15 protein-coding genes and 1 tRNA gene are annotated in these 20,301 nt (G+C 48.8%); 8 read left to right on the top strand and 8 right to left on the bottom strand.

Features of this window, described 5'->3' with window-relative positions:
- Both IQ256_RS17005 and IQ256_RS17000 read right to left on the bottom strand, forming a co-directional pair.
- Positions 1 to 587 (bottom strand): hypothetical protein (locus IQ256_RS17005; RefSeq protein ID WP_228024986.1); only part of this gene is annotated, 587 nt, incomplete at its 3' end.
- 76 nt (positions 588 to 663) lie between these two features.
- Positions 664 to 1,992: a MinD/ParA family protein gene (locus tag IQ256_RS17000; RefSeq protein WP_193856736.1), complete on the bottom strand. Its 1,329-nt coding sequence runs from the start codon at positions 1,990 to 1,992 to the stop codon at positions 664 to 666.
- 631 nt (positions 1,993 to 2,623) lie between these two features.
- On the opposite strand from IQ256_RS17000, the gene IQ256_RS16995 reads away from it, so the two are divergent.
- The 6 genes from IQ256_RS16995 (at position 2,624) to IQ256_RS16970 (ending at position 10,199) form a co-directional block, all read left to right on the top strand.
- Positions 2,624 to 3,805, top strand: coding sequence for a CD225/dispanin family protein (locus tag IQ256_RS16995; protein ID WP_193856735.1), 1,182 nt, complete (start codon positions 2,624 to 2,626; stop codon positions 3,803 to 3,805).
- Positions 3,806 to 4,052: 247 nt separating this feature from the next.
- Positions 4,053 to 4,475: a hypothetical protein gene (locus IQ256_RS16990; RefSeq protein WP_193856734.1), complete on the top strand. Its 423-nt coding sequence runs from the start codon at positions 4,053 to 4,055 to the stop codon at positions 4,473 to 4,475.
- A gap of 149 nt (positions 4,476 to 4,624) precedes the next feature.
- On the top strand, positions 4,625 to 4,780 hold the full coding sequence (locus IQ256_RS16985; protein ID WP_193856741.1) for a DUF4383 domain-containing protein: 156 nt from the start codon (positions 4,625 to 4,627) through the stop codon (positions 4,778 to 4,780).
- A 93-nt stretch (positions 4,781 to 4,873) separates the two neighbouring features.
- Positions 4,874 to 5,266 (top strand): hypothetical protein, encoded by a 393-nt coding sequence (locus IQ256_RS16980; protein WP_193856733.1) that lies wholly within the window; start codon positions 4,874 to 4,876, stop codon positions 5,264 to 5,266.
- Between the two features lie 156 nt (positions 5,267 to 5,422).
- Entirely contained in the window at positions 5,423 to 8,071 is a 2,649-nt protein-coding gene (locus IQ256_RS16975) for an S-layer family protein (RefSeq protein WP_193856732.1), read from the top strand.
- A gap of 361 nt (positions 8,072 to 8,432) precedes the next feature.
- Positions 8,433 to 10,199, top strand: coding sequence for a ShlB/FhaC/HecB family hemolysin secretion/activation protein (locus IQ256_RS16970; RefSeq protein WP_228024985.1), 1,767 nt, complete (start codon positions 8,433 to 8,435; stop codon positions 10,197 to 10,199).
- Between the two features lie 50 nt (positions 10,200 to 10,249).
- On the opposite strand, the gene IQ256_RS16965 is transcribed toward IQ256_RS16970, so the two are convergent.
- The 6 genes from IQ256_RS16965 to IQ256_RS16940 all read right to left on the bottom strand — a co-directional run bounded on the left by IQ256_RS16965 (position 10,250) and on the right by IQ256_RS16940 (position 18,593).
- Positions 10,250 to 12,370: a CHASE2 domain-containing protein gene (locus IQ256_RS16965; protein ID WP_193856730.1), complete on the bottom strand. Its 2,121-nt coding sequence runs from the start codon at positions 12,368 to 12,370 to the stop codon at positions 10,250 to 10,252.
- Positions 12,371 to 12,533: 163 nt separating this feature from the next.
- On the bottom strand, positions 12,534 to 13,571 hold the full coding sequence (locus tag IQ256_RS16960; protein ID WP_193856729.1) for a DUF928 domain-containing protein: 1,038 nt from the start codon (positions 13,569 to 13,571) through the stop codon (positions 12,534 to 12,536).
- 299 nt (positions 13,572 to 13,870) lie between these two features.
- Positions 13,871 to 16,471 (bottom strand): CHAT domain-containing protein, encoded by a 2,601-nt coding sequence (locus IQ256_RS16955; RefSeq protein ID WP_193856728.1) that lies wholly within the window; start codon positions 16,469 to 16,471, stop codon positions 13,871 to 13,873.
- 585 nt (positions 16,472 to 17,056) lie between these two features.
- A tRNA-Thr gene (locus IQ256_RS16950) sits at positions 17,057 to 17,129 on the bottom strand.
- 179 nt (positions 17,130 to 17,308) lie between these two features.
- Entirely contained in the window at positions 17,309 to 17,956 is a 648-nt protein-coding gene (locus IQ256_RS16945; protein WP_193856727.1) for a response regulator transcription factor, read from the bottom strand.
- A gap of 244 nt (positions 17,957 to 18,200) precedes the next feature.
- Positions 18,201 to 18,593: a ferredoxin gene (locus tag IQ256_RS16940; protein ID WP_193856740.1), complete on the bottom strand. Its 393-nt coding sequence runs from the start codon at positions 18,591 to 18,593 to the stop codon at positions 18,201 to 18,203.
- A gap of 135 nt (positions 18,594 to 18,728) precedes the next feature.
- On the opposite strand from IQ256_RS16940, the gene IQ256_RS16935 reads away from it, so the two are divergent.
- Both IQ256_RS16935 and IQ256_RS16930 read left to right on the top strand, forming a co-directional pair.
- Entirely contained in the window at positions 18,729 to 19,553 is an 825-nt protein-coding gene (locus tag IQ256_RS16935) for an S-adenosyl-l-methionine hydroxide adenosyltransferase family protein (RefSeq protein WP_193856739.1), read from the top strand.
- A gap of 190 nt (positions 19,554 to 19,743) precedes the next feature.
- Positions 19,744 to 20,163, top strand: coding sequence for a hypothetical protein (locus IQ256_RS16930; RefSeq protein ID WP_193856726.1), 420 nt, complete (start codon positions 19,744 to 19,746; stop codon positions 20,161 to 20,163).
- The last annotated feature ends 138 nt before the right edge of the window (positions 20,164 to 20,301 follow it).

Raw genomic sequence — 20,301 nt, 5'->3', positions numbered from 1 at the left:
AAACCAAAGTTTCCACAGTAGAAGCAGCTAGCCTGACCAGCGATCGCCGCAGTGATATCAGAACGTGAGCTTAGCACCACTAGCAAATGGCTACCAAACCAAGCACCGATCAATAGCTGAGCGCTTGGCCCACCGAGATTGCTTTGGGCAAAAAGCGAGCAAAGCAGCAGCGAAAATAGGATGGCGATCGCATTAAAAGCAATACCGCCTAAAGCCTTGAAACGGACAGTCTGGAAATTTATGCTGCCGGCAGCTACCCACGGCTGCGTCTCACAGGCAATCCAGGGTAGAAAGATAGGATGACCTGGAACGCAGGACTTCAACAGCTCAGTAAAACCTCTATTTTCAAGAATGTTGTTGCTGTTAATAAAACCTAGATCGCGGTCCAAGATAGCTATGATACAAACATGTCCAAATCCATGAACGATCAGGGCGCTGTTCCAAACTATCCTCAAAGAGCAAGCGCCAAGTAGCAACCACACAGCAGTCGATAATTGGCCTGTGTCTCTTATCCCCATCAGCGTCAGGGAAAATACTGTAATCAGTTCAGGAAGTAGGTTCCTAAAAGTTTTGAAGTAAACACTCATCAGCAAAGTTTAAGATTCTGAAAGATTCTCACAGAAATTTTTGCAAACAGAAGACTTCGTCATAGCAAGGCTCTGCCTAGCTGCTAACGATTTTCTGACTAATTACCTTTATCGCTTTTGTCAAAGGATGATTAGACAAAGGGTGATCAAAACAGGGCGTTGAATAGTGCGCTGAGAAGAGCTCACTGCTCGCTAAGTACATCATTTCTTCTGCAAAAGGAAGAATATCTGCCACTGGCACATCGTATATGGTCTCTAACTGCTCTCGGTATTCCTGAGTGTCAAAGCTGCTTGGCGCTTTATTAACCACTAGCATGATCTCTTGAACAGATAGCGATCGCGCTAGCTCTATGACAATAGAGGTGCCCCGATAGTTTTGATAGTCCGGGCATAGAACTAAGACTAGAAGCGAGCAAACTGAAATCGCCTGCACAGTTTCCTCATTAATTCCAGGATGAGCATCAATTAGCAAGACATCTAGCTTCAGATCGTCGGTAACAGCCTGCAGACCGTCGAACAGCTTTCTTCTGTCATAGTCCGCCTGCAGAATGCGGGTCATATCAGCAAGCCGGGTACTCGCTGGAATAATATAGATAGCCCCACCGGCAGCCACCGCTGCATCTGATAGAAGACTACTCAAATTATGAGCACACTCATGTAATGCACAATCTTCCCACAGATAGTCATTTAAAGTTCGATTGATAGAAGCACTGTCCAAACCGAATATCATGTGGAGACTAGGCGATCGCAAGTCTGTGTCAATAATGCCGACTCTTTTACCTTGCTGTGCCAGGGTAATAGCAAGATTGCTGGTGATATTCGATTTGCCCGTCCCTCCTCGAAAAGATTGAACGGCAACAATCTTACGAGACTGCAAAAGATTCGAGGTATCGGCATCTAGAGGTCTCTCTAAACTCGGCATTTCCAAGCTGGGCATCTCTGAGCTTAGCGATCGCTCATCTGCCTGTAAGCTTATAGGATCTAACGATATTGCATCGGATAATGTCTGCGTCGAAACGGTCGGCGTACTTTCGTCTGGAAAGCGAGCAAGCGATGGATATAGAGAAGGCTGGTATAGTTTTTCAACATCAAGATAACTACCCGTCATTCGCTTTTGTAGCTGCTGAAAGCAATCGACTGTAGCTACCGTGTAATCTTTAGAAGCGTCATTTACTATGTCTTTTAGCAGGTGCGGCTGTCGCCTACGCGAGTGCAATTCTCTGGTCATCTGTCTCTGGGCCGTCTGTTGCAAAAACCGCACAAGCTGTCCTAGCTCGTCTGGATGCTGACTCAGGTCGTTTAGCATATCAGGAGTGAACTTACCGTTTTCGATAGCTAGCGCCGCCGCTGCCATCTGCTCCACCTGTTTTGCTAGTAAATCGCAGTCTGTCGGACTATCTTTCATTTATTGATTCTGCCAAGCTACTTTAGGACGGTCTTATCGGCTAAAAGCGTTGTAGAGCAACAGGTCGTGCCGTTATAAAAGAATGCATACTTTTTCCTGTATTTGATGAGTATAGGTGAGCCTAATAAACTCTCAGTCTGACGGCATCGAAATTATGCAGTCTAAAGAAACAAGGAGCTATAAAGATAGATATAGCGATTTTTGGATTGTCGGAGGTATCTTCGTCTGGTAGCTCATGCCTGTACCATCGCAGAGACAGTTTTATAAAGCGTAGTTTGAAGTGTAGATCGTGTAGTAGCTGTCGATGCGATCGTCGTTTTTTCTGATTTCTACAAAACTTGCATAATTTTCGCTCATTGTTTTTGAGAACAACCATAGAACGCGCCGTGCTTGTGCTTATGCCGGCAGCGGTCTTGCGAGTCCTAAGTTTATCCCTTCGTCAGTCGAAGTTGTAGGAGGGCATTTAGCCGTCTGTGGAAAGACCTATCTGCGGACGACCTAAAGACAAGCAGCTTTCGAGTGACGAGGGGTTTCCTACTGTTCAGCTACTATGCGGATCGATGTAGCGCTACCACTCGTCTGATGTGTTCTGCCGACGGGCAGTTGATGAAATCCATAGAGTACTTAAACAATGTCGTTTTTAACCTGCATCTGCCAGCGTCAGATGGCGAAATTAATGTATCGTCGCGGCGTTACGTACGAGCAGCAGCAATCTTACCAACGAGCAATAGAGGCGTTCTCTACAGCGCTTGATATGGGCTATCCTCAGCCAGTAGCGGCCCTGGTACGTAGAGGGTTTAATCGGATGGAGCTGCAGAACGCTGAAGGGGCGATCGCAGATTTTGAATCAGCTATGCGCTTCGCTCGGAATACAAATATTTCACGTAGCTTAGCGATCGCTCAAGCTTACTTTTACAGAGGCAAAGTATGCCAAGAAATGGGAGATGAAGCGGCGGCGATGAAGGATTGGGCAATGGCGATCGCTTACTGCCCCACCTACTCGTATCCCTACTACCATAGAGCGCTCGTCTATCTAAAAAGAAACGATCGAGACAATGCGCTGTCTAATTTAGATGCTGCTCTAGAGGCTTATCCAACTCTTGCCCTAGCCTATTACCAAAGAGGGTTGCTGTATCATCAATCTGGAGACCTCATCTGTGCAATAAATGACTTGCAGTGCGCCGTATACAACGACTTTACGCTAGAAACTGCCAAGCAAAATCTAAAGCATCTGCAACAGGCTGCCTACGACGCTCAGCTGAGTCGCGTTTTAGCTGCGCCTTTAGCCGAAAAGAACCTGACCGCTAAAGTTCACCACCGGAACGATCGTCTTGAGATTCAGGTGCATAGGACGGCAGGTGTCGGTATCAACTATTACGCGCTACCTCAGCTTATTCGCAAGCATATAGCACCCTTGCTACTAGATGGCGTAAAGCGGTTTCAGCTCATTGGCCGAGTAGGCAAAGCTGCCCACCCTGAATGGAATCAGTCTTATGATCTGTATCAAGATCGGCCCTGTCCGCCTAGCCACTGGGTGGCAGCCCTCTTCGCAATAGTTATGTTTTTACCCCTAGCGGTGCCTGCATTGATTCAGGCCGCTTGGGTAAAAAGAGCCTACAAGCAGGGAAAATACGTCGAATCACTACGGGCTTCTAGAGTTGCAAAAGGACTGAGCGCTGCTAGCATTATCCCCTTCTCCTTTTTTATGCTCCTATCGGTCAGTTATTCTTCCTACGACTCCGATCGAGAGATGCCTGTTCTGAGATCTACCGAACAGACAAAAGTCGCTAAACAATCGTATAGAGACTTCTAATAATGTCTTTGGCCGGTGGTATTTATAGCTAGCGTTGGATGCATCCGTTAGCTGATTACTTTCTAGAACAAACACATAAGCATACAAAGTCAAGTCTGTCCTTAGCTAGTCGGTAGGAAGAAGTCATTGTTCTTATCCAACAGCCGTTGATGACAGAAATTAAGTGGTCTAGCCGTTGCTTTCTCTCTCTAGCGATAGACTGATCGAACGCTGATTTTGCTAGTATTCAGCTTTCGATAATTTAATCATGGATGCTTTCCTAAATCTTGTTCAACAAAAGAAAACAACGCTGCGGAACCTGTTAGCGATTTTAATGATTGTTGCTGGAATCCTACATTTTGTGATTCCTGAGCCTTTTATTAAAATTGTGCCGGGTCTGTTGCCCTATCCGGCAGCGCTAGTTTATATCAGCGGCGTTTGTGAAATTGCTCTAGGCATAGGGCTGTTTTTCCCAGCGACGCGGCAGCTCTGTGGTTGGGGACTAGTGGCCCTGTTCATCGCGGTCTATCCGGCCAATCTCAATATGGCGTTTAATCATATCAAGCTAGCAGGTATCCCAGATAGCTGGTGGTTTCACGGCATTCGGCTGCCGTTCCAATTTGTGCTAATTGCCTGGGCGTATTGGCTAGCAAAGCCTGAGGCGGATGTGCGATCGCTAGATCCCTCGTAATCCTAATGACCTAATGTCATCTCACTATGAGCTGTCCACTCACTATGAGCTGTCCCACTATGGAAAGAGACTAGGACATTCAACTTCTGAATTTAGACAGAGGCAATGCCTCTCTAGACTCTTCAAGATAAGAAACTGGCTATCTAGCCCTGGCCGTACTAGGCTTGCTGCCCTTTTCTCGTACGCTGTTTGGCATTATGCCGATCTTTGGTAACAACGTTTGGTTCAATGCTATTACGGGCGCGATCGCAGCCTACTACGCCTTTGTACAGCACGACAGCAATGCAGAGCTAACCACCTCATAGGCCCAAAGGCAGAAACATCTCAAGCTTCGCTAAGCCCAATAGTCATCCTATAGGGGTGATGGTGAGCTGGCGAAGCCTGATATAGATCAAATCATGAACAAATTACTATCTTATTTTACTGCTAATCTACGTCGTGGTTGGCTGTTTAGCGTTTTTGTGGCTATTGGCCTCACCATAGTTTCCTACCCTTTAGTCGCTAGTCCGCTGCCGTTAGGGGTCTCGCCAACTGCCGCTATGACACTGGCCTATAACGTTGATTTAGACATGGACGAAGCCCGCGCTGAAAAAACTATTGAGCACTACGGCGAGCCCGTACGCGATATCGTCGAAGATGCACTCGATAACAACGTCAACAATCCAGACAGTAAGCCCACCGCTGAGAATACCTACGAGCGAGAATCGCCATTGAGTGATATTCTGCCTGAGAAAATAGGTGAAAAGTTCTCTAAAGACGACCTTGCAAATATGGAGAGTGGCGATCAATAAATGCCAAAATCCAGATGCATACAATTCCACAGCATTGGGTCTAATTCAAAGTAGCGGTAGCTTCTAGGATTTGGCAAGGTAGCAGCGACTGAGGCGAGTGAACTCATTCTTGGGCAACCTGAAGGTAACTACCCGCTTACCTAGCCCGCAACCAAAATGGGACTGTCAAAAACTCGCTCGACATCGCTTATACCTGTTTCTAAGCCATTTGTGACCTTAGCAGCGATCGCCACGATGCTCAGCGTGATCGCCCCAGCAGTAGCTCAAACCGTCGACGGCGATCCAACAGTTGGCACTTTGGCTACCCCTGGCACCAATCTTTTTACCATTACAGGCGGCACTGTCGCAGACACCAATCTCTTTCATAGTTTTCAAGACTTCTCTCCTCAAAGCTGGTCAGCCATCTTCGACCTCGACGACGCTAGCTACGCAGACAGCACTAGCAGTGTCGATACCATCTTCTCTCGGGTAAGTGGCAGCAGCGTTTCTAATATTGACGGCTTGCTTCAGGTGATTGGTGGAAACAATCCAGACTTCTTTCTGCTCAACCCTAATGGGATTGTGTTTGGCCCAGATGCTCAGCTTGACATCGGCGGCTCATTCATAGGCTCTACTGCTGAGAGCATTCGCTTTGACGATGGCACAGAGTTCACTGCCAACAGCGCGGTTGTTGGCCCGTTGCTTACCGTAAGTACCCCTACCGGACTACAAATGGGGGCATCTTCTAGAGGTATTCAAGTCAATGACACAGGCTATACCAAGCTGAAAGATTTGCCCCTAGCTATAGACAGCTCATCGAGTCTACAGGTGATGCCTGGTCGTACTATAAGCTTGATTGGCAGCGATATTACCTTTGGAGGAGGAATGGTTTCCGCACCCGGCGGACAGATAGAGATCGGGGCTGTCCGGGAGGGAGTTGTGATAATAGATCCTAGCAACTACGCTCTCGACTATAGAAATGTACAGCGCTTTGGTGACATGCAGTTTTCTTCGCAGTCGCTGATTAATGCCAGCGATCTTTTGTTTGAAAGCATAGATACACCTTATGCTTTTGGTTCTAAAGCAGGAGATATAAGTCTTCAAGGGCGACACTTATCTTTTCAGGATGGATCTGTTGCGCTGATCCAGAATTTTGGTAGCCAGTTGTCTGGTTCTATTCAGGTCAACGCGAGTGATGTAATTGAGCTAGATGGTAGCGATGCTAGCGGTGAGCTTGGCTCGGGCTTCACAACCAATAGTCTCGGTAGCGGCATGGGCGCAGATGTGACTATCTCAGCTCAGCAGTTGTTGCTAACAGCGGGAGCTTCGGTTCTCGCAGAAACTTTTCAGTCCGCTCCTGGAGGCAATGTTACCGTAACCGCATCTGATGCTGTCAGACTTGAACCAGGGGACGTTGATAAGCCTAATTCGATTAGAACAAATTCATACGGCTCTGGAACAGCTGGAGATGTAAGCATATCTACTAGAAGACTAACGAACGTGAACAGCGGTGTCTCTTCTCGAACAACTGGTTCGGGGTCTGGCGGAAATGTCAATATAGCAGCAGGACAGCTAAACTTAATAGATGGCGGTTCTATCTCTTCAGCCACATTAGGCTCTGGAATAGGAGGCAATGTACTGGTTGAATCAGATGTTATAGAAGTCGGCGGCATAAATTCTGGGTTTTTCCCGAGCACAATAGGGGCTTCAAGCGCCAACACAGGTGATGCAGGGAAATTAACCGTCAGTACCCGACAGTTACTCGTCAGAGATGGCGGTCGAGTTGATTCTTCTACAATAGCTTTTGGCAACGCCGGCTCAGTGACCGTGACAGCTTCAGAGTCGATAGAAGTCAGCGGCACCGTTCCTGGCTCTATCAACCCTAGTTTGATTGTCTCATCTGCTAATATCGTTGATCCTGCTTTCCGCGCTTTCATTGCAGGACTTGGAATTTTAGTTCCTGCGGTGCCGACGGGAGCATCAGGAGATGTCACGATTGATACGCCGCTTCTAGTTGTCAAAGACGGCGCTCAAGTCACTGTCAGAAATGATGGACCTGGAGATGCAGGTACTTTGAGAGCAAGTGCCGATACTATCGATCTCAATAACAATGCTGGCATTACCGCCTCTACGCAGCAGGGCAGCGGCGGCAATATCTTTCTGAATGCGCGAGATGTCTTGCTCATGCGCGATCGCAGTCGAATCTCTGCCGAAGCAGGTGGAATCGGCGATGGTGGTAACCTCGCTATCATTACGCCAGCTATCGTCGCGCTAGAGAATAGTGATATCATCGCCAGCGCTTTCCAGGGCAACGGTGGCAATATCGACATCGACACGCAGCTCTTGGTAGGCACCCAGTTCCGCGACCAGCTCACGCCCGAAAGTGATATCACCGCCAGCTCTGAATTTGGCCTCAGTGGCACGGTTTCGGTCGAAGGGTTTGAAAGTGACCCTAGTTCGGGCCTAGTTGAGCTACCTGGCGAAGTGGCCGATAGCAGCAACCAGATTGCTAGCAGTTGCGCGGATGCAGCAGGCAATCGATTTGTTGCTTCTGGTCGGGGTGGTCTACCGCCGACGCCAGAAAGGTTAGCGAGCAATCGCCCCTGGAATGACCTAAGAGATCTCTCGGCTTTTGGAAATCAGTCATTAGAACTACCTATAGAAATGCCCATTCAGGTAGAAGCCCCGCTTACAGAAGCGACTGCTTGGACTATAGATGAGCATGGTCAGATAGCTCTCATAGATACAGCAAGCAGGACTGAACCAACTGTTTCACTTGTAACTTGCGCGAGTACTTTTGATAGCGCCTCTAGCACTAAGGAATAGATTTAGCAGCTTAACGAATAGACAATTCTTCTAATCTTTTAAACTGGCTCCGACGCTGTTTCAACAAAAACGCCTCCGAGTAAACGCTCGTTGGTGCAATAAATTGGCCGCAACGAATAAGGTTGGACTCGCAGGAAGCGATCGCAGAGAAAGAACAATCATTCAGACTAAGCGATCACATTCAAAGCGTGACCTGCGAATGAACAGGGCCAATGTCAACGCGAAGGTCAATGCGACCTTAGTACGTAAGTTGATGAATCGGGAACATTAGAGGGCATAGCACTTTTGCATCGTCACTGTCATGCCTTCTGCCAATCCTCGACTATTTAAGCTTTTGTGCCTAAGTTATTGTGCTACCACGATGACTTTACCTGCTCAGGGGATAGCGGCGATAGAATCTGAATCTTCCACCGCACCAGTCTCGAAACAGCAGTTTTTAGCTCAGGTGAACTTACCGCCCGATCTACCCCCAGGGTCTGTTCCGGCTGAACCCTTGCCACCTGCGGATATCGATCCAGGCTCGCAGCGAGACGAGATTTTCATTGAGCCGCAGCCTCTACCGCAACTACCCCCTGTAGATGAGCTACTAGATGAGCCTGACGGCACTAATACGCCTAGCGGTCTAACTAGTGGCCCAGGTGAAACATTTGAAGTTAGCGGTATTCAACTAGAGGGCAGCACAGTATTCTCTGCAGAGGATTTTTCGACCCTTTTTGAGGAGTATATTGGTCGGCCTATTACCTTCGATGAGCTATTACAGATACGCTCGGCTATCACACAGCGCTACATCGATGCAGGGTTTCTCACCTCGGGTGCGTTCATCCCTCCTCAAACCTTGGAGGAAGGAATAGTGACTGTTCAGGTGCTTGAAGGTGTGATCGAGGACATTGAAATTGTAGGAACTCGCCGCCTGAATCCAGATTATGTACGCAGCCGCTTAGGCTTGGCAGCGCAGCCACCTATTAATGCAGGTAAGCTGCTAGAAGGTCTGCAGCGGCTACAGATTGATCCGCTGATCGAGACGGTGTCTGCTGACTTACAGGCGGGTGTTCAGCCTGGTACGAGTATCTTACGGGTGGACATAACCGAAGCGGAGTCATTCGGGCTTTCGGTAAAGCTAGATAATGGGCGATCGCCTAATATTGGTAGCTTTCGTCGCCGCATTAACCTCTTAGAAGGCAATATGTTTGGCATTGGCGATCGCGCCACCCTGGCTTACTCCAATACCAACGGCAGCAATAGCCTAGATGCTGGCTACTCTATCCCGGTCAGCCCTCACAACACTCGCATTACCCTTGAAGGTGGCATTTCTGAAAGCCGCGTGATTGATGACACGTTTGAAGCACTTGATATCAGCTCCAATGCTTTCTATGCTGATATTGGTGTTACCCATCCGTTGATCGAAACACCAACCCAAGAGCTATCCTTAGGGCTTATCTTTTCATACAAAGAAAATAAAACCCGCTTGGGAATCGACAACATTGGCCCCTTTCCGCTGTCTCCTGGCGCTGACGAAGATGGCGAAACTCGCGTTAGCGCCCTACGGTTTTCGCAAAACTGGGCAAAGCGTAGCCAGCGTCAGGTTCTAGCAGCCCGCTCTCAGTTCAATGTTGGGGGGAGCTGGCTAAATGCCACCAACAATACTGATGGCTCACCCGACAGCCAGTTCTTTTCCTGGCGGGGCCAAGGCCAATGGGTTCGCCTGCTAGGAGAAGATGCGCTCTTTTTATTGCGTAGTGACCTGCAGCTTGCCGCCGATAGCCTGCTATTGTCCGAACAGTTTGGACTAGGCGGACAGCAAACTGTTCGAGGCTACCGCCAAGACATCCTTCTAAGAGATAATGGCGGGCTCTTGTCTGCAGAAGCTCGTCTGCCAATTGCGCGATTCTCAGAAAACAGCGTCGTGCAAATCACTCCGTTTATCGATGCAGGCGCGGCCTGGAACCACAGCGACAATCCAGAAGGCAACAATGTTCTAGTGGGTACAGGTGTTGGTCTACTTTGGCAGCGGGATGACAACTTTTCTGCCCGGTTAGACTGGGGCTTACCCTTAGTCGATGTCGACAGCACCAGCGATAGCCTACAGGATAGTGGCATTTACTTCTCGCTTCAGTACGATCTGTTTTAGATAGTCTGTTCTAGCAGTGGGTTTTCTCCTATTCTCACCACCGTTTGTGCTTAAGCTGAGAGGGGCAACTGAATTATAAATTCTGTTCCTTTACCAAGCTCAGACTGCACCGATAAGCTACCGCTGTGGGCTTCGGCAACAATTTGTCGAGCGATAGAGAGTCCGAGCCCTGTTCCTTTGCCAACCGCTTTTGTTGTAAATAAGTGATCAAATATTTTTTCTTTGACCGCTTCCGGCATACCTTTACCGTTGTCGCCAATACGAACCTCCACTGCATTCTTCTCGGCGCATAGCGCTGTTTTCACCGTAATGATCTGCGATCGCTCTTTCAACTCACTGAAGGATGATTGTTGAGCAGCTTCGTCAAAGATATCAATCGCATTTGCTAAAAGATTCATAAACACCTGATTAAGCTGACCTAAGAAACAGTCAACCGCAGGTAGATCGCCATAGTCTTTAATAACTTCAATAGCGGGGCGCTGATCATTCGCCTTAAGGCGATATTTCAAAATCAGTAGCGTACTATCGAGTCCTTCGTGCAAATCCGCACTAACTTTATCCTTAGCGTCCGCGCGCGAGAAGGTTCGTAAGCTCGTGCTGATAGCCTTGATTCGATCCATGGCATCTTTCATCGAACATAACAGTTTCGGAAAGTCTTCACAGACATAGTCCAAATCAATCTCTTCAGCGTGGTCTTCTACCTCCTCAGTCGGCTGAGGATATTCTGCTTGATAGACCTCTAAATGTTCTTTTAGATCCTGAAAATAGCCTTGGGCATTCGACACACTGCCATTTAGGAAGCCAATCGGGTTGTTGATTTCGTGGGCAACGCCTGCAACCAAGTTTCCTAAAGCAGACATTTTTTCACTTTGCACTAGCTGTAGTTTAGAGCGTTGTAATTGATCTAAAGCAAGCTGTAGATCAACGTTAGCGGCTTTAAGCTGCTGCTGCCGATAGACATTAGTGGTGATCGCGCCACTTATCAAGAAAGCTAGTAAGGGAGCAGCCATAGGAATCAGCCAGCCCTGTAAAAACGCTAGGTAGGCTCCACCTATTAGCAGCGTGCTCATGCCAACCACAGCAAGAAAGGCACTTCTATGAAAGTAGTACTGCCGCCGCTGCCGCTGCCGAGAAGAAATCAGCCAGCTACTACCAGCCCCTGCAAAAGACCAAACCACTATCCAAAGAATCTGCTGTAGTCCAGATAATCCGGCTATCCCCTTGCGACCAGTAAGTGCGCCTTGAGTAAGCTGACTGGCGATATTAGCGTGAATGAACACACCCGCCATGACTTTTTGATTAGCCTGCTGTGAGCTGTTGTACGGTGTTTCAAAAAAGTCGTTCGTACTAGGAGCCACACTACCGATGAAAACCATCCGGTCTTGCATAACATCGGGCTCAACCTGGTTGCTAAGCACATCGGCCATCGACACGGTGGTAAAAGCATCCGCTCTACCCCACCAGTTCATTAGTATCTGATAACCCCCTAAGGCTTGTTTTGAATAGCCTGCTTCGTTTGGCCGTAGCGGAACAAATGAAACTTTGCCTAGCTGAAACTTCTGCCGCTCGGCATCAACCGGCGTCAGCTCAATACCCTCACTTTCTAAATACTTCAGGGCAACGCGCGTAGCCAACCCAGCTTTGATTTCATCGTCTTGCTGATCATCGCTAGCAGTTAATAGGGCCCGCCGCACTTTGCGATCGCCATCCAATACTAAATCAGCCATCCCGACTTGATCTAGCTCCTCAAGCACAGGCGGCGGGTTGACCCGATTGCCAATGATTTTCTCAACCCCAATCAGGTTAGGCATCGACCGAAAGGTTTCAACAAGCGCCTCATGGCCAGGTTCTTCAGGTAAATCTCGGTAAATATCTAAGCCAACAGCACGGGGCGACTGCTGGTCTATCTTTTGTAGTAGCTCGGCCAACAGTGCGTCGGGAACGGGCCAGTCTCCAGCCGCTTGAATATCTGGCTCATCGATGGTGACAACCACGATATTGGGATCAACGCCCTCATCTGTACGAAAACGAAAGAATCCATCTCTAATTTCCCACTCCACAATGCTGAAAAGAGACAGCGCATTGCCAGCAATCACTGCAACAGCAACCGTAGTGGCCACCACATAAACGCTGCGGGTGCGTTGTGCAAAAGTTTGAAGTTTTGACCACATTTAACGTTTCTATGGATAGGTAGCTATGAATAGACAGCAGAAGTTGCTGCATCACTAGCATTCCCTGTTTTCTAGATCTAACGTAATCAACAAAAAAGACGGACAGTGATAGTCACCATCCGTCTCTTGTGCTAAGTTTTAGCGTTGATTAGCGCTGGTATATCTACATCACAATTGGCTCAGTTGCAATATCGGCCAGACCAACAGCTTCGAGAAGCTCGTACCAGTGACCCGCCATGACTCCATCGGCCTGAGTGCCCTCTTGCAAGCTAGCAAGTTGTGCGGCAGTGTCGTACCAGACACCGTTTTGGCCTAACGCTTCAACGTCAGACAAGCCCTCGCCCTGGGCTAGCGCTACTGATAGCTCAGAACTAGGCTCAATCCGCTTAATCCAACCGTCGACAAAGGGACTGCCGGGGGTTAGCTCGCCCTCCACATGTAGGGCCACATACCATTGATAGTTCTCTGAAACCGCGAGTTCGGGCGCTTCATCTGGCATTTCCACAGCCACTACACCGCCGCTCTCAGGCACCGCTACGGTCGTTTGATAAACCGTATGCTTAGCTTCATCTTTCAAACTAAAGACAGCGGTATTGGTATTAGAAGCTGGCACGTAGACCAAAATGGTCGGTCTGGCTTCTAAAGTGGTGCCATAGAAACTATCGGGCACCACGGCCAGCATAGACTCGGCAGCCGATGATGCGGTTGCAGGTGTCACCCGGCCATAGAGGTTACTGCTGGTGCTACCGCTTGTGGCACCAGCCTCGCTATTTGCACCTGGAAACAAACCTCGGGAGGCACCGCCAGCTGTTTCTTGTGGGAATGCATCAGTCGGAGGAGTGAAAAATTCTCCACGAGAAGCGCCACCAGTTGCCTGCTGAGGAGCCGCATTGTCAGAGGAAGGGGTAAAGAAGCTATCTCTCGAAGCGCCACCAGTGGCCTGCTGAGGAGCTGCGTTGTCAGAAGAAGGGGTAAAGAAGCTATCTCTCGAAGCGCCGCCAGTGGCCTGCCGAGGCGCTGAGTTATCAGAGGAAGGGGTGAAGAAGCTACCTCTTGAAGCCCCTCCGGTTGCCACACGGGGAGCCGCGTTATCAGCAGGTGGCCTAAACACAGTCGCACTGGCACTGCCTATCTGTGTCCAGGCTGTACCGATCACGAGCGCGACGGCTCCGATGGTTCCTGAAGTCCAGTATTGTTTCATGTTTTCTCCTTGTTGTTTGGATGCTAAGACGATTTATTTAGAATCTTCTAACCTGTCTTTAAATAATCCGAGACGGCTGAGCAAGCGCGTCAAATCAACACCTCAAGAGAGTTGGCTTAGCCACCACATTTTCGACTTCATTGGTGGTTCCGATGGCTAGCACTACCGAATCTCGAACTATGCAATCTTTAGCTTAAAGAACTGCCTTAAGAATCGCGAGGCGTACCTTTGCGTAACTTGGTATTAAACCTTACGTGAAGCGCATGTGGTAATTACGGTCATGGTAGGCTATCAGTGGGCTAGTTCCAGTTACCTACCAGTGTGTATGCTGACCAAAAGAACGGATCGCTGTAGCTCGGATCGTTAAGTAGCTTTAGCTGTGCTTGTCTCAGCGCTTCGGCCTTACTCATTCCTGATTCGCTGATACCTTCGTATAGGGCCTGCATGAGTTTGGCCGCTGCCTGATCTTTGACCGGCCAGAGCGTAGCTATTGTTGATCTCGCTCCAGACTGAACCGCTAAGCCTGCCAGCCCTAGTACTGCCCGATCATCCCCTGATGCGGTATCACAGGCGCTAAGAACTAACAGTTCAATCGCATTAGATGAATCCCGAGTCTGTAAGATTTCAGAGAGTTCTTTTACATTTAGCCGCCCTTCCCAGGTAGAAAGGAAGGTATCTTCTAGTCGGGAGCTGAACTGGCCATGGGTAGCTAGGTGTACGATACTAGCTGTGCTATTTTTTACGTGGTTCGCTAGGGCATCACTAGTGAAGGCTTCATTTAGCAATGTGTCAGTAGTGATTAGCTCGCTAATATCTGAAAGTTCTGTTTCTACCGCAGGTAAAGCACTCAAACCATTCCGAGCTTCGCTGATACCACCAGCAACTGCATTGGTGTCAATCTCATCAAGGGCTTGGGCACTCATCAGCTGTAGGCCGGGGGAGAGGGCAACGGCATACTTTTCGATCAAATACTGATCGCCGTCGTAGAGCGCTGCTATAGGTACATTACGCAACAGTCCATCTAAGACAAACACCATTGTTTCAGTATCGGTAGTTATCTGGCGTTCTTCGGCTGGTTTGATTAGCCAGTCGTACACCTGTTGGGAAAGCGCTAAACGTTGTTCATTATCTGAAGCTGGGTGAGTGGCGCTGAGCAGCTCGCGTAGTGTAGCTTCTACTGTCTTGGCGCTAACTGATGTGGAGTAGTACTCAAGCGGTTGCCCAGGAGTAGAGGCAATGACGGCCAAGCGATCTGGCAGAATAATCGGGTAGATGATGGTCGCTTGAGCATCGACTTGATCAATCTGTTGAGAGGCGACATCGATGCAGGCTTCCTGGAAAAAGTTATCGAGTTCGGCTAGCTGTAGGGCTTCAATCACCTCTCGGGCCTGAGCTAGGTTCTTTTGGCTAGGCTGGGCTGCATTTTTACGGCCAGAGCTGTCCGTCTCTAGCAGTAAGCTCACCAGTTCTCGATAGATAGGCTCTACGTTTTCGCGAAATGAGAACTGGACATCGGGATCAACAGCTACTAAATCACTCCGTAGCGCCTGTAAGCTATCTACTGCCTCGCTATAGGCCAGAATGGCTTCAGACATGTTGTTTTGTTGTTTGAGGATGCGACCTAGCTGCCAGGCAGATTGCGAGACAATATCGTCTGCCTGAATAGAACGCGCGATCGCTAATGACTGCTCTGTCAGCTTCAGCGCCTCTGACCACTGCTTAGTGAGACTATACAATGCGCCCCACTGGTTCAGGGCATGGGCTTCGGCCTGCGGATCGTTAAGAGCTCTAGCCGAGCTTACAGCGTTTGCCAGCAGTTGATTTTGCCGCGCGATCGGCAGCGATTTCCCTAAAATCTCTTCTCTAGCCAAGCTTGCGCTTAAACTTACTGCGGCATAAACGGACAGTCGGCTTGGCGGCAGCTTTTCTAATTGCGTTGCGATCTCGTTGGCAGTAGATGCGCTCTGTTCTGCGTCGGCAGAATTCACATAAAATCGCAGTCGCTCAAGATTAGCTTGCAGCGCATCGGTAGGATTTCGGGCCTCTCGTTTTGCCCGCTCAAACATGGCGATTGCCGCTGCCGGATCTCCCCAATCAGCAGCAGCACTGCCCAGGCTTAGGTACGTCGCGCTCAGTTCATTTGTAGCATCGATATCGACGGCAATATTAGCACTTTCAAATAGGGCTGATCGGCTGCTTTCCAGATCGCCCAGTACCCGTAGCGCCGTGCCCAGGCTTCGCAGCCCGTTAGCCTTCAAAGCTGAGTCCGGCATTGTTCTAAGCCGCTGTGAAATGTCTTCTAACTGCTGGCGCGATCGCCGGTAATATCCTAAGCTTTGCAGTGCTTGAGCCTGATTGATCTGGCTCCCTAAGACACCGGAAACATCCTTTGCCTGCTGATAAAAACCTTCGGCCTGCTGCCACAGTTCATAAGAGAGTTCAGCTTGCCCTAAATGGTAGATCAGACCCGCTTTTGTATTCAGCACCTGGGCCTGCAATATAGGACTTATGGCTTCAGCAGAACTATTCTCTAGGAGCTCCATGCTTTGCCCAATAGCAATCTCCGCTAGATCCCACTGACTTAATGCCTGATAGGCCAAAGACAAATAGCTATGCGCGATTATCTGAGTCAGTTCATCGCCTTGCACTTCAGCCGTATCAAGCGCGGTCTGCCATGCCTCTACAGCAGCTGAAAATTGGCCTGATGAGTACAATTGGCGACCAGCCGCCATGGGTTCTAATGGGGCTGCGACTGCTTCACTAAAAAGACCCGCAGACGTCCTCTCAACTCTATCAACATCTGTTGCTAACTGGTTGGCAGCCGTCGTGGAAGGTGCCCAGCTACTCACTAAACTTATCCCTAACAAAACTGCTACAGCATGTTGCTGGGTAAATTTCATAGCTATCCTTAATTAAATCAAGTCGGAAAGATAAGTTAGAAGAAGCCAGCTACATAAAGTCAAGCAAGTAGGCTGTTTTATTAAGGCAAACGCATGCTAAACAAGCCGCACTCAGCTCAAACATGACTAGAAGCGGTAACCTTTGTTCTGTAAGACGCCAAGCGCGTAGCAAGCCGCTACTGTTTCGATAGCTCTTATCAAGAAAATGGAAGAGTATACGCTTGTCCTAGCTGTTCTATCTCTTTACAGCATGCCCAAGGCAATAAAGCCAACACCTAACCGGGTGATTTGTTTAGCTCAAACAACTCACCCGGCTAAACGCTACGCGGACATTTGCCGAAGCCTTTGATAGTTCAACTTGCCTATGAGCATTAACACGATACCCACTGGATTCTTTTAGCTCACTGGCGATTGCGATAATTAATTTTGATGGGCTATGCCAACTGCGGAGGCGGCGATGAAGTGTGCCGAGAATCGTTAGTGATTTCCTTGAAACTCAACGGCTTTTGAGATTGCTCTTTAAAGGACAATCCCCACAAAGGCCGACAGCCTTGTAGGGATCGCGAAACTATTGTTATAGAAGGAAGCTGGTGATCCGACTCGAACGGACGGCCGGCTGATTACAAATCAGCTGCTCTACCAACTGAGCTACACCAGCAAGAGGTCTGATTATATCAAACATTAAAACGATTTTTGAGAGGCTGAGTCAATCTTGAGTAAGAAAAACTGATCTGATAGTCAGCCTCTCTCTGACCCGTTTCGAGCCAGCCTTTTCAATCGCTTTGGCATATTACCATCAAAGCTCATCAAAAATAAACTGAGTTGATCAAACCGAATCTAGGCTTTGTTATTTTCTACTGCCCAGCGAGCGAGCTCGGTGCGGTTATGCAGTCCGGTTTTACCGAGCATGTTACTAACGTGGCTTTCAATCGTGCGTTGGCTAACTTTCAGTTCGTCGGCGATTTGGCGATTGGCCATGCCTCTAGCAACAAACTGCACGACCTTTAGCTCGGTGGGCGTTAGCTCTACATCGAAAGGAACCTGAATGGTCGGCATCGAACTCGACCCTTTGTTCTGGTGATGAATTAAGCGGGTTGCCTGCTTCAAAGAAGACTCTACTTGAGCGACGAGTTCTTCTGGCTCAAAAGGCTTGACCATGTATACATCCGCGCCTGTAGTTAAGCCTTTGACACGATCCTGGCTCTGTCCTTTGGCCGATAGGAATAAGATGGGAATCCAGCTTTTACCAGGGTCTTGCCGAATCTGTTCGACGAAGGCATAGCCGTCCATTTCTGGCATCATCACGTCGCAGATGATCATATCTGGTGACAGATCAGAAAGCATCAAAAGCGCTTCTCTGCCGTTGCCAGCGGTTACTACCTGATAGCCACGAAATTCTAAGTAGTCTTTTACTAGCAAGATGAGATTGGGATCGTCATCTATTAGCAAAAGCTTTTTCTGTTCCCCTGAATTGGATTCTTTCATGCCGTTTGTCTGTAGTCTGCTCTGAGGAGCAGTTTGCACTGATGTCTGTACTGATGTTTGCACGATATATAAGGGTGAATGAACAGTATTTGGTCTCGTTTAACTGATGGAACTGATAACTCAGTTTTTCAGCTAGCATACAGAAGCGCGGTTTCGCAAGCGTTAGCCTATCAATTTTCTATATCAACTATTCCCAAAACGTTGGATGAAATCACCCAGATAAGCTGTATTGATAAAAAGTAAATTAATCAGCGGTATTAGATAGAGAATGCTGGGCGATCGCATAGTCCGTCACAACTTTTCCGCCGATCAAATGCTCTTGAATAATGCGTTCAATCACCTCAGGGCTAGCGCTGTGATACCAAACGCCTTCGGGATAGACCAGCAAGATTGGACCTTTTTGGCAAATTCTTAGACAGTTTGCCTTGGTTCTAAAAACGTAGTTAGAAAGCTGATCTGTAGAGATATCTAGGTTCAGCGCTTTGAGGCGTTGCTTTAGATACTTCCAGGCGATCAGGCTCTCTGCTTTGTCACAGCATTTTGGAACCGTTTGATCCGCGCACATAAAGACGTGTCGCTTAATATTGTCCAAAGCAAGAGCCGCTACACTCTTCTCAAGCGTATTAGCATCTGGCATGGGCCAATTTACCGAGTTATCAATGACGCTAGTCACATTAAAGGCAAGTGGTTACGTACTATCAATGATCGTAGTCACAGCGCTCGGGTGTCAAATTACACCGGCATGCGGCGGCCAGTTGAGAAAGCAAGCTATATGATTACACTGCTGAGCGACTTTGGTTTGCAGGATGCTTACGTGGCGGTAATGAGGGGTGTAATCGCCTCGATTGCTCCGGGAAAACCCACGTGCGATTTAACACATCAAATTCCGCCACAAGATATCTTGGCCGCTAGATTTAATCTGATGATGGCCTATCCACATTTTCCTGAAGGAACCGTCCATTTAGCGGTGGTTGATCCGGGGGTGGGCTCTAATCGCCGGGCGATCGCGCTGCAATATCCCAACGGGTTTTTGGTGGGCCCAGACAATGGCCTGCTCGGCGATCTCTTCGCAGCGCATCTCGCTCCATCGATTACCGCTGTTAGTCTGACCAATGCTCAGTATTGGCGAGTCAATCGGCCTAGCCATACGTTTCACGGTAGAGATATCTTTGCACCTGCGGCTGCACATCTCGCCAATGGCGTGCCGATCACCGCGCTAGGCGATCGCATCGATCTAGACACACTCGTGCAGCCTAATCTGCCGCCCTTTCGGCTCGTCAACAGCCAGTCAACTGCCCAGCGATCGCGTCAATATGCTGGCAGCTTGCAGTACATAGACCGCTTTGGCAATCTCATTAGCAACATTCCTGGCCAAGCAGTCTCCGGCCAATCCTGGCAGGTTGAGCTGAAAACGGCACATCGCCGGATTGACTTTACGGGTGTAAAAACATACGCCGATGTACCTATCGGTAGCCTGTGTGCAGTGATCGGTGGTCACGGCTGGCTAGAAATAGCCTGCAATTGTGGGAGCGCCGCCAAGGCACTCGAAGGCATGGCGGAGGTAGGTACGCTACTGTCTTTGACCTTTTGTGATTGACGCTTTTTGAGATTTGGTGGCTTTGAAGTTTAGTAGCTCTGAAGTCTTGCAGCTTTGAAGTCCGGTAGTTTCACGGACAAAGACAGTCCGGACAAAGACACCAGCTACGGAATATCTCAATAGTGAGCGTTGCGTTGGCAGCGTCACTGTCACCATCACTCTACAAACCGCATAATAGCGGCAGTTTCATATGTATAAACTTACTGGAATCAAAGCCTTTGAAGCCCACTGGCAGTCTCTTCAGGCAACGCATCTGATCGCACCTCAAGATAGCCATCTGCTGATGCAGGCAATCGGTCGGGTAGTAGACAACTATGGCAGCCAGTCTGAAATTAGCGCTGAACTACCCCTACCGCTGCAAGAACTGTTTAATCTGCTCGTACAGTCTTATCTAGAAGGCTACTGGATAGAAGATCTCGGATCCTTATCAGTTGCATCACATGCTTCTACGCATCCAGCCACGACTCGCGCCTTTAGCTTTCAGAGGCTCTCGCCAGCGATGATTGCCGCGACTCAGCGCCGACAACGTCAAACGCTCCGGCCTACAGCATCCAGCGAGGCCGAGACATACATCATGCACAATGCTTTTCCTGAGCAGGCGCTGTGTTAGATGTAGCACGTGGCATGCGACTGGCGTCTAGTCACCGATGCCTGATCACTAATACCCAGCCACTGCGTCTAGTTACTAACGGCATGATCGTTTAGACGACTGCACCTGAAAATATCTGTTTAGAAACATTTGTTTAGA

The sequence above is a fragment of the cf. Phormidesmis sp. LEGE 11477 genome, assembly GCF_015207105.1.
In the GTDB taxonomy this organism is placed as follows: Bacteria; Cyanobacteriota; Cyanobacteriia; order Phormidesmidales; family Phormidesmidaceae; genus Phormidesmis.
This window is presented reverse-complemented; position numbering and strand designations above follow the sequence as displayed.

Excerpts from the sequence above, each read along its gene's own strand:
- IQ256_RS17000 (WP_193856736.1), bottom strand. The coding sequence starts at position 1,992 with ATGAAAGATAGTCCGACAGACTGCGATTTACTAGCAAAACAGGTGGAG.
- IQ256_RS16995 (WP_193856735.1), top strand. The coding sequence starts at position 2,624 with ATGTCGTTTTTAACCTGCATCTGCCAGCGTCAGATGGCGAAATTAATG.
- IQ256_RS16990 (WP_193856734.1), top strand. The coding sequence starts at position 4,053 with ATGGATGCTTTCCTAAATCTTGTTCAACAAAAGAAAACAACGCTGCGG.
- IQ256_RS16980 (WP_193856733.1), top strand. The coding sequence starts at position 4,874 with ATGAACAAATTACTATCTTATTTTACTGCTAATCTACGTCGTGGTTGG.
- IQ256_RS16975 (WP_193856732.1), top strand. The coding sequence starts at position 5,423 with ATGGGACTGTCAAAAACTCGCTCGACATCGCTTATACCTGTTTCTAAG.
- IQ256_RS16970 (WP_228024985.1), top strand. The coding sequence starts at position 8,433 with ATGACTTTACCTGCTCAGGGGATAGCGGCGATAGAATCTGAATCTTCC.
- IQ256_RS16965 (WP_193856730.1), bottom strand. The coding sequence starts at position 12,370 with ATGTGGTCAAAACTTCAAACTTTTGCACAACGCACCCGCAGCGTTTAT.
- IQ256_RS16960 (WP_193856729.1), bottom strand. The coding sequence starts at position 13,571 with ATGAAACAATACTGGACTTCAGGAACCATCGGAGCCGTCGCGCTCGTG.
- IQ256_RS16955 (WP_193856728.1), bottom strand. The coding sequence starts at position 16,471 with ATGAAATTTACCCAGCAACATGCTGTAGCAGTTTTGTTAGGGATAAGT.
- IQ256_RS16945 (WP_193856727.1), bottom strand. The coding sequence starts at position 17,956 with ATGAAAGAATCCAATTCAGGGGAACAGAAAAAGCTTTTGCTAATAGAT.
- IQ256_RS16940 (WP_193856740.1), bottom strand. The coding sequence starts at position 18,593 with ATGCCAGATGCTAATACGCTTGAGAAGAGTGTAGCGGCTCTTGCTTTG.
- IQ256_RS16935 (WP_193856739.1), top strand. The coding sequence starts at position 18,729 with ATGATTACACTGCTGAGCGACTTTGGTTTGCAGGATGCTTACGTGGCG.
- IQ256_RS16930 (WP_193856726.1), top strand. The coding sequence starts at position 19,744 with ATGTATAAACTTACTGGAATCAAAGCCTTTGAAGCCCACTGGCAGTCT.